Origin of the sequence: Mesorhizobium sp. WSM3626, assembly GCF_000513935.1 — a bacterium.
GTDB classification, from domain to species: Bacteria; Pseudomonadota; Alphaproteobacteria; order Rhizobiales; family Rhizobiaceae; genus Mesorhizobium; species Mesorhizobium salmacidum.
The window spans coordinates 1-9,562 of the sequence record NZ_AZUY01000082.1; the positions used below are offsets into that span (position 1 = coordinate 1).

At 61.0% G+C, this 9,562-nt stretch carries 5 protein-coding genes and 3 pseudogenes; 5 read left to right on the forward strand and 3 right to left on the reverse strand.

The window, feature by feature from the left end:
• A pseudogene (locus tag M653_RS0130670) lies at positions 1 to 1,517 on the forward strand (cadherin domain-containing protein); the annotation flags it as partial.
• A 656-nt stretch (positions 1,518 to 2,173) separates the two neighbouring features.
• Here the strand turns inward: M653_RS0130670 and M653_RS1000000138030 are convergent.
• Together M653_RS1000000138030 and M653_RS0130680 are read right to left on the reverse strand one after the other, a co-directional pair.
• Positions 2,174 to 2,269: pseudogene (locus M653_RS1000000138030) on the reverse strand (diguanylate cyclase); the annotation flags it as partial.
• 105 nt (positions 2,270 to 2,374) lie between these two features.
• Positions 2,375 to 3,469, reverse strand: coding sequence for a hypothetical protein (locus tag M653_RS0130680; protein WP_032936531.1), 1,095 nt, complete (start codon positions 3,467 to 3,469; stop codon positions 2,375 to 2,377).
• Positions 3,470 to 3,906: 437 nt separating this feature from the next.
• Between M653_RS0130680 and M653_RS01000000134090 the strand changes: the two genes are divergently transcribed.
• From M653_RS01000000134090 to M653_RS0130700, 4 genes are all read left to right on the forward strand, one after another.
• Positions 3,907 to 4,911 (forward strand): DMT family transporter, encoded by a 1,005-nt coding sequence (locus tag M653_RS01000000134090; protein ID WP_084637074.1) that lies wholly within the window; start codon positions 3,907 to 3,909, stop codon positions 4,909 to 4,911.
• A 13-nt stretch (positions 4,912 to 4,924) separates the two neighbouring features.
• Complete coding sequence (locus tag M653_RS0130690) at positions 4,925 to 5,773, forward strand: DUF1194 domain-containing protein (protein WP_084637076.1); 849 nt, start codon at positions 4,925 to 4,927, stop codon at positions 5,771 to 5,773.
• Positions 5,774 to 6,419: 646 nt separating this feature from the next.
• Positions 6,420 to 7,043 carry a DsbA family protein gene (locus M653_RS0130695; protein WP_027146721.1) on the forward strand — a complete coding sequence of 208 codons (624 nt, stop codon included), beginning with the start codon at positions 6,420 to 6,422 and terminating at the stop codon, positions 7,041 to 7,043.
• A gap of 130 nt (positions 7,044 to 7,173) precedes the next feature.
• Positions 7,174 to 8,277, forward strand: coding sequence for an MFS transporter (locus M653_RS0130700; RefSeq protein WP_245262413.1), 1,104 nt, complete (start codon positions 7,174 to 7,176; stop codon positions 8,275 to 8,277).
• Positions 8,278 to 9,377: 1,100 nt separating this feature from the next.
• Here M653_RS0130700 and M653_RS1000000137520 read toward each other — a convergent pair.
• Positions 9,378 to 9,562 (reverse strand): annotated as a pseudogene (locus M653_RS1000000137520) (IS91 family transposase); the annotation flags it as partial.

Here is a 9,562-nt window from a genome sequence, read left to right on the forward strand (position 1 = left end):
ACAGCACCGCCCTCAGCGCCGTCCAGCACACCACCGTCACTGTCACAGCCATCAACGATGCGCCAACGATCAGTTCGAACGGCGGCGGCGACACGGCCGCAGTCACGATCGCCGAGAACAGCATGGCGGTAACGACGGTAACGGCCATTGACCCCGATACTGCCGGCCAGAACCTCAGCTACGCGCTCGGTGACGGTGCTGACGCGGCCGCGTTTACGATCAACGCAACGACAGGGGCGCTCGCCTTTATCACGGCACCTGACTTCGAGCATCCGACCGACACAGGCGCCAACAACGTTTACGACGTGACCGTCCAGGTCTCGGACGGCTACGGCGGCATCGACACACAGGCGATTGCAGTCACTGTGAGTAATGTCCCCGGCGTGACAGTCACTGGAACCAGTCAGGCAAACATACTAACCGGAACGGGGGAGGAGGATTTCATCTCCGGCCTGGCCGGCAACGATACGCTTCAGGGATTGAATGGAAACGATTTTCTCAACGGTGGCACCGGCCAGGACACGCTGATCGGCGGGACGGGTAACGACATCTATGTCGTCGACAACTCGGGCGATGCCGTGACCGAGAATTCCGGCGGGGGCGTAGACCTGGTCCAGTCCTCGATCAACTATACGCTAGGCAACAACGTCGAGAACCTGACGCTGACAGGGAACGCTAATCTCAACGGCACCGGCAACGCGGCCGACAATGCCGTCACCGGCAATACCGGGAACAACATCTTGGCCGGACTTGGCGGCGCCGACACCCTCGACGGCGGGCAAGGGATTGACACAGCAAGCTATGCGGCCTCGACAACCAGCGTGAACGTCAGCCTTGCGACCGGGCAAGGGAGTGGCGGCGATGCGGCCGGCGACACGCTGGTCCGCTTCGAGAACCTGACGGGCTCGGGTTTCAACGATATCCTTGAGGGCGATGGTGGCAACAACATTCTTGCCGGCGGAGCGGGTATCGACACGATATCCTACGAACACGCCGGAGCGAGCGTGACGGTTAGTCTTGCACTGACGAAAGCCCAGAACACGGGGGGCGCTGGGCAAGACACATTGTCCTCGTTCGAGAGCCTCACGGGCTCGGCGTCCAACGATGTTCTGACCGGATCGTCGGTAGCGAACGTGATCCTGGGCGGCAACGGCAATGACACGCTGAATGGCGGCGGGGGGGCAGATATTCTGACCGGCGGGTCAGGCGCAGACAAGTTTCTATTTTCGGCGACAACTGACAGTAGCCCGGGAGCGGCGGACGTCATCACCGACTTCGTGCATGCCGCGGATCTCTTCGATATCTCGGCAATCGATGCGAACTCGAAGGCAAAGGGCGATCAGGCCTTTGCCTTCGCGGGCCATAACTCCAGCACCGTCGCCAACAGCGTGTCGTGGTTTGAAAACGGCGGTAACACGATCGTTCAGGCCGACGTAAATGGCGATACAACGGCGGACTTCATGATTATCTTGGCGGGAATCAACCATAATCTGACTGCGTCAGATTTTCTGTTCTAAAGAAGTATCGGCTGGCCGAAGGTGTGATGGACAGCGCTATCGGCTTTGGTCAAAAAGGGCCAGAGTTCAGGCGGTTACCCCTGCTTGCAATTCGGACTACCTCCCGTCCCACTCAATACGGAGCACTGGTGAATTCGTCTGCCGCAACAAAAGGCCCTAGGGGTGGCTCTACCTGCTGCGGTTGTACTAGTTGCCGCTGATCAGATCAGGGCGCTCCTAAACTCACCCGGGCAACGGTCACGTCGGCGCGGTCGTGTCATCCTATCCGGCCAGGGCGCGTTTTTTTCGGTTGAGCGCGTCGGACGGAGCGTTTCGCTCAATCACACTCCGTTCTTGCCGCTGCAGGAATGATGGTTGGTGGTGAATACATCGGGCTGGATGCCTCGCTCACCTGAGCCATGGATGGGCGAATTAGGAATCGGGGTCGGCATGGTGGAGAGAAGGCGCGCCCGGTCTTGTTCGGTTGTGGAAGGTGGTCGGCTTGTTGCTGCTTGGCTCACGCCACAGTCGCAGGCCAGGAACGTGAGCCGATCTCGGCTTCACCGCCCAGCGGTAGTTTGGGCACCGCCGCAAGTTCTTCCTCGTCTTTAATCCCGGCCTGATAGTTTGCTATAACGCGGGATGCGAGCGACTTTGCCCACCGTGCCCGGCCCAACACCAGGAAGCAGGACGCTGAACTCTTCACCCCCGATCCGGCCGACGACGTCAAATTTACGCACGCTGCCTTTGATGATTTGCACGATGAGCTTCAGGGTTTCGCGGTTTTCTTCGCGATCGCCGCTGTGAGGCAACGGATTGGGCGGGTCCGTAACACTGCGAAGCGGCTCGAATCGGCGTTTCATCAACATGGCGCCGCCTCATTGTTTCGGCAAAAATCTCGCCAACAGCGACACCAGTTCAGTTTGGCGGTGTGTGCCCGTCTTTGCAAAGACGGCCTTCAACTCGTTGCGTGCGGTCTGGTACGAGATCCGACATCTGTCGGCGACCGCCTCGAGCGGCTCGCCGGCTGACATCATGGATGCCAGCCGCGCTTCGGCTCCTGTTAGGGCGAAGGTGGTCCGAAGGTGAATATCCGGTGGCTGGCGTTGCGTGTCCGGATCCACAAGGATGATGATCGCCTGGCATGGAGCCAGCGAATTGTATGAAACGTGTGGCAAGCGGACCGGGTAGGCCATCAGTGGTCGCCCTTGCGTTCTCCGGAGCGCTATCGGCGGCACGGACCTTGCGGAGGGCTGGTTTCGTAGGAGCGCCTGCAGCGCTCGGTTCAGTGCGTCAGTCGCGCTCTTGTCGATCGAGGACACATGGCGGCCGTTCACTACAAGTCCATGTGCCTGCAAGGACTCCGCGGCGCCGTTCATTCCGAGCACGCTCCCATCCTTGCCAATCATGATGGCGGCCGTGCCACTTGCAGTGAAAGCATCCAACGCCGCGCCCGCACGCGCCATGCCGAGCATTGTCGCCAGCGCAGCGACGGATCCGGCCCGGTGGGAGAAGGCCATCAGCTGCTGGAGCTCCTCTGGAGAGAACGGTCCCTGCCCGACCGATCTCTGCAAGGACAGGGACCAGAACTCGTCACCCGCCGCAATCTTGACAAGGGCGCACCACCGCAGCCCGCATGGGGCAAGGAATTCCTGGAAGTACGGATGCCGGGCAACATCGTCCGACGTCAGTAGGTCCTCGTCGGTTGCAACTCCACGGGCACGCAGGAACGGGACCAGGCGGAAGCGCTCATCGCGTTCTATCCAGCCGCCGCTGACATAGGCATCAAACGATCGTGCAACCGAGCGTGTGCGGGGCAGGATCGGCAAGTGACCTTGTATATCAAACAGCAGCGCGCCGAAGCTTCTGGTGGACTTTGCTGCCCGTTCCATCGCTTCGTCCCAGCGGGTTGGATCGAGCGCCGCTTCGACCAGGCTCGCTTCAATGGCAGCAAAATCGAACGCTGTAGACACAAAACACCTCGCCCACAGACGGGTGCCCATGGTGCTACGGCAAATAATCCACCGAATTCCTGTTTGTATTCAGAAGTTGGAGCCACTTAAAGTTGATTGTTTCCCCTTTGCTACTCGGAGTATTCCATCATCCTCTCCGTTAACCATTTTGAGCTTGGACCTTTTTTATTTTCCTGTCCAGCTTGACATGGTTTTAATCGGTTTTAGACACTCTTTTCCGGTGGGCGACTTACTGATTTAACTACTGAGTCGAGTTTTTTTCGGCTCATGACCCATTTGGGTCATGAGCCGTTCTGTTGGAGCGGTTATTCTTCTCTATTAATCGCCCGGCTGAAGAGGGAGCGCCATGACGGCTGCTCTGACGATTCCGGCCCGACAACAGAAGCTTTTGCTGAAACAACTGAACCTAGCCAGGTTCCGGCTCCGGGGGGCGGCGGATGTCGAAGCTCACAGCCAACCTACTGCTCCTGTTCGCCGCCGCTCTGTGGGGGTTCGGGAACGTGGCGCAAAAGACGGTGCTCGATCATCTCGATGCGCTGAGTGCCGTCGGCCTGCGCTGCATGGTCGGCGGGCTGCTCGTGCTGCCCTTTGTCCTGACCGAACGGCGGCAACCTGCCGGCGCCGCCCATTTTTCCAGCCTGGCCCGGGTGGTTGCGCTGTTTGCCGTCTCCATCATGCTGCAGCAGTTCTGCTATCTCGGTGCCACCGTCACCAATGCAAGCTTCATGATCAGCACAGCAACGGTGATAACGCCTTTGGCCGCCTGGCTGCTGGTAGGGGAGCCTCCGACAGCAGGGCTCGTGGTTGCCGCCGGGTCGACCGTCGTCGGCTGCCTGTTTCTTTCGGGTGGGGTCGCCGGTTTCAGCGGCGGCGATCTCACCGCCCTCCTATCAGCCGGCTGTTATTCGCTCTGGGCGGTCGAACTCGCGCGACATATGCATGCCCATGCCCGTCCCTTCACGGCCGCGGCCGCGCAGTTCCTGGCCACCGCCGCACTCGCCCTTCCGCTCGGAGCGATGCAAGGCAACCTGTCATTCAGCGCGGCTTCCGAGGCTGGACCTGAACTGGTGGTGCTCGGGGTTTTCTCAACGGCGATCGCCTTCGGCATACAGATTGCCGCCCTGCGCTTCACATCGGCCAGCCATGCCGCCGTGATTGTCAGCGCCGAAAGCATCTTCGGTGCCCTCGGTGCGGCGATCTTCCTTGGCGAACAGTGTTCAGCGGTAGGAGCGCTGGGTGCGGCGATCATCCTCGGCTCGATCCTGTCGGTTGCGATATCGCCCCCAGCTCCGGTGCGCCCTACCTCTCGACCCGACGCTGGCGCTTCCGACGCACCGATCCACGGCTTTGCTGGCGCACCGGTAGGCTGGGGGCTCTCGTCCGTAACGGGCACCGCGGCGCCTAGCCGCAATGGCATCGCTTCGAACGCGATCCGCCAGTGAGATGGAGTGCAACATGCTTCGATGTCTCGATGAACAATTGAATTCCCGAACAAACGCTGCCTTCGCGCGGGTGGGCGGCAGTTTGCCGCTTCCGAGGGGCCGACCAGACGCCGGGCCGGGAAAGCGGTCCGGTCCTTGGCTGAGACTGGCGGTCTTTTCAGCTGCGACATTTTGCGGTGCGGCGGCACATGCCGCCAACGCCAATATTGCAGTAACGAACGTCGATGTTGCTATCGTGTTCGCCGTGGATTTCTCGTCCTCGATCGACCCCAGGACCGCAGACTTGCAGCGCGAGGGGCACGCGGCAGCGCTCACGTCGCCCAAAATCATCAGCGCCATCTCCGAGAATCATATCGGCTGCATCGCCGTAGCCTATTTTGAATGGGCAAGCGCCGGTCACGCTCGCACTGTGCTGCCCTGGACCCGCATCTGCGGATTGGAAGACGCCAAAGCAGCCGCGGCAGTGATCAGAAGGAGCGGCGACACGGGCTATATTCGTCGCGGGCGGGGCGGAACATCGGTTTCGGCGGCCATCGACGTAGGAAGTCTTATGCTTGATCGGTTTCCTGGAAATGCAACGAGGAAGGTGATCGACATTTCTTCCAACGGCGAGAACAACGACGGCCTTCCCGTTCAGCCGAGCAGGGAGAGCGCCATTGCCAAGGGACACACTATCAACGCGATAGCGATTCCACCGAGCGACGAGGACCCCAGGCAACCGCTGGCAACCTACTTCGCCCGGTCCGTCATCGGCGGCTCCCGGGCTTTCGTCATATCGCCGACGGGGCCTGGCGACTACACAGCTGCCCTGCGCCGCAAGCTGGTCATCGAGGTCAGCATGAACGTACTCTCTCGCCTTTGATTGCCAAAGCGGAAGAACCGGAGAGGGGTGTGTACCTCAAGGGGAATGAGTAGGAGGCCGAAACACGGGAGGATGAAATGACTTTCAAACGCTTCGGGTCAGCGATGTGTCCAGGCTTGCAAGAAGAGTTCGGACGCAGACCATCTTCGAAGATGGCCAGCGGCCGACCAGCATGGGAGGACTATCATCCCATATACAAGAAATCGCTAATATAATAATCTTGCCTCCGGAGTGCCGCCGATGTCGATTCACGAAGAACTGCAGGTTTTCTGGAATGCCTATGGGGCAGCCTATCGTGCCGCCGACGCCAAAACGTGCGGCGCGATGTTTACGGCCGATGCTGAATTGCATTCGCCCTACGCGCCTCCGGCTAAGAGGCCGAGACGCGATCGAAGCTCTCCACGCAAGCTGGACCCACGGGCACAGCGAGGCGACCGACAAGAAAATGAAAGTGATGCATGCGGGCAGATCCGGTGACCTGGCCTGGTGCCTGGCAAATACCCAGGCCCTGGAGGCCGGCAACGGAACGTCGGTCGACGTCTTCGAGCGACCGACGGGTCATGGCTCCTACGCATGTGCAGCCTTAACAGCACCGACTGAGGAATAGGTTTGTTGCCGACTTGGCGCGGCCGCGGAGACGGTGGGAATGAAGCAGATCGACTTCTTCTATTTCTTCGGGAGCGGCTACGCATATCTGTCGGTGATGCGCATTGACGCTATGGCGAAACAGTCGGGCGTTGCCGTTCGATGGCGCCCCTTCAACGTCCGCACCGTGATGGCCGAGAACAACATTGCCCTCCGCACCCAGGCGGCAAAGGTGAAGTACATGTGGCGCGACGTGGAGCGGCGCGCGGCGACGCACGGCGTCCCCTACGTCAGGGCTCCCATCTGGCCGACCGATCCGGACCTTCTGGCCAACCGGGTCGCCATGGTGGCGGCCGAAGAGGGCTGGTGCGAGGCCTACACCGTCGCAAGCTTCAGGGCGTGGTACCTGGAAGGCATGGAACTGGGCAGCCGCGCCCATCTGGCGCACGTGCTGGCTCCCCTCAGTCAGGGCGTCGACGATGTGGTTGCCAAGGCCGATGGCGTCCGCGCCCATGAGCGGCTCAAGGCGGAGACCGACGCGGCTCGCAGCTATGGCATTTTCGGCTCCCCGGCCTTCGTCGTGGATGGCGAAACATTCTGGGGGGACGATCGGCTAGAAGAGGGGCTTGCCTGGGCCGCTGGACGACATGAACTGCAAACGTTGATTCATGACGAAGAGGACTAGTACGCGACGCATTTGGTGGAAGCCATGCGCCGATCGCCGGTCCCAGGGGAGGATTTAAGTGCCAAGCCGTTGGACCATTCTTGCCGTCTTATTCGTCGCGCGTGCCGCCTTCGCCTTCCAGTTCGGCAGCGTGGGGGCCGTAGCGCCGCAGCTGGGCCAAGGCATTGGCGCCAGCCTGGCCGATATCGGCATCCTTATCGGAATCTATTTTGCGCCGGGCGTCCTGCTCGCCTTCCCCGCTGGCACCATCGGACGCCGCTATGGCGACAAGGCGACGGTTCTCGCCGCGCTCCTGGCGATGCTGGCAGGCGAATTGCTGATGACCTCGTCGGCGTCATGGAGCGTACAAATCGCAGGCCGATTGATCGCCGGCACTGGCGGCATTCTCCTGAGCGTCCTGATGACCAAGATGATCGCCGACTGGTTCACCGGCCGCGAAATCGCAACCGCAATGGCCATTTTCGTCAACTCCTGGCCGGTGGGCATCGCAATCTCGCTCATGCTATTGCCATGGATCGCAACGAGGTTCGGACTTCATCTCGTCAACTTTGCCGTCGCAGGGTGGATCCTGATCGGCCTTGGCCTGATGGCCTTTTTCTATCGCGCGCCGGAGGCTGCCGTCTCCGTTGAAGGCGAACGAGGCAGTGTGACCTCGGAAACGGTCTATGCGGTTATTGCCGCTAGCTCGATCTGGTGTCTCTACAATCTCGGTTTGGTGATGATCTTCAGTTTCGGCCCAACGATGCTCGTCGAGCGAGGCTGGTCCATGGCTGCAGCTGGATCAACGATCAGCATCGTCCTCTGGCTCACCGCGATTTCGGTCCCCTTAGGAGGCTTGCTCGCTGATCTGACCAAACGCGGCGAAGCTATCATTGTCGCAGGCTGCATCGGCTTTGCGCTGCTGACGGTTCTCCTGTCGCGAAGCGGTCAGGTGCTTCCCGCCGTCATTGCCGTCGGGACCGTTTGCGGCCTGCCTGCCGGCGCCATCATGAGCCTACCCGCGCGCGTGCTCGAGCCGAAGACGCGGGCGATCGGAATGGGAATATTCTATACGGTTTTCTATGCTGGAAACCCGGTTGGGTCCGCGATCGGCGGAAAGCTTTCCACGTCGCTCGGGTCCGCGAGCGCCGCGCTCGACTTCGGCGCCGTCTTGCTCCTGGTTTGCCCAGCAATTCTGTGGGTCTTCCGCCGTATCGTTGCTGGCCAAAATCGCCCGGCACTTCCCTCGACGTAGACCGCGCAAGCAAACCTTAGGTGATGGTCCGGCACATGATGGTGCCGCGGCGATCATCTTCTAGCCCGTCCGCATCGCGGATCGAGGAAGAAGCCGATAGGCCATGATCTGCTGAGAAGTTCGGTAGTTCACCTTGCAGCGTGAAGAGCGGCCGCGAATATCGACACCCAGCCCAGGCCAGCAAAACGGCTGCTTGGATGCGCTGCCTGATGTCTCCTGCGAACAAGAGAGCTTCCGGATTTCCGACTGAATCGCAGCGAGAAAATGGATTTCTGGCACCCCAAGATCCTGGCTTATAAATGGTAAAAGGGCTTCTCTTCCCGCCCCGCAGGAATCATGGAGCAGCGCTGCTGGCGTAAATGGCGTACCCCTGACGCCATCCGAAGAGCGTCCGCATTCTCGTCCCCGTCCTCGATGTGCGAGACATCGAGACATTTTTCGATCTCGAATCAGGACACGAGAATCCAGTGACGCCGGCGTCAGTGGCGGCCATCTCCGACGAGCTTCCGGACGGTGTGTCCCGGTCGGCCACCTGGCGCCTTTCGACATCGGATCAGAGCGCTTCTCGGAACAAGGCGACCGTGATTCAGTCGGTCAGGTCGTGCCGGCCGTCGCACGGATTCCCAGCTTGCGCTGGAGAGACTCGGCGAGCGCTTCCCGGAAGGTGGTCAGCAGGACGCGGGTTCGGTTCGAAGAGTCCGCGTGACACGATGCAGGGCAACGCTCGTCTCCGCCGTCTTCACGTTGTTGGTCGAACGTCCGATATCTGCGTAGCTAAGCTGCAAGCTGCCACTCCGTTTTCGTGAAGAGTTTCGGGCGCCGGCAGGCGTACGAAAGTCCCCGAGGAAGGAACCCGCGGGCCACAGGCGATGGCTATGGAGATTTCGGATTTTTGCAGATGTCGGCGATGGCGCGACCGGTGTCGGGAAGCTCTGGGGTGAATGCGGACAGACCGCTTCGTTGCGCCTGCGTGCGGTGTTGTCGGGACGGTGGGCGGCTGGGAGCGGCTCTGTCGGAGACGAAAATCACCATGGACGTGCGTCGATCCGTTGCCGGAGGCAGAGTGCCTGCAGCCGAAGGCTGAACCATGCCATGCCGGGTCATGGCGTGCTGCTCCCGGTCGACGGGGAACCGTGTGGCGGTCCGCGCGGCTGCCTCCATCGTTCGAACACCTCGATCACGATCATGCGTCCGCCGCAGCAGGGGCAGGACGGATGGAAGTCAGCCGGCTCTTCCGAGGTGTCGGTCTCGGGCGGCGCAGCGACGTTCAGCAGTTCGCGGGCGC

Bases quoted from the DNA above. Each gene is read 5' to 3' on its own strand.
- M653_RS01000000134090 (WP_084637074.1), top strand. From the start codon at position 3,907: ATGTCGAAGCTCACAGCCAACCTACTGCTCCTGTTCGCCGCCGCTCTG.
- M653_RS0130690 (WP_084637076.1), top strand. From the start codon at position 4,925: ATGCTTCGATGTCTCGATGAACAATTGAATTCCCGAACAAACGCTGCC.
- M653_RS0130695 (WP_027146721.1), top strand. From the start codon at position 6,420: ATGAAGCAGATCGACTTCTTCTATTTCTTCGGGAGCGGCTACGCATAT.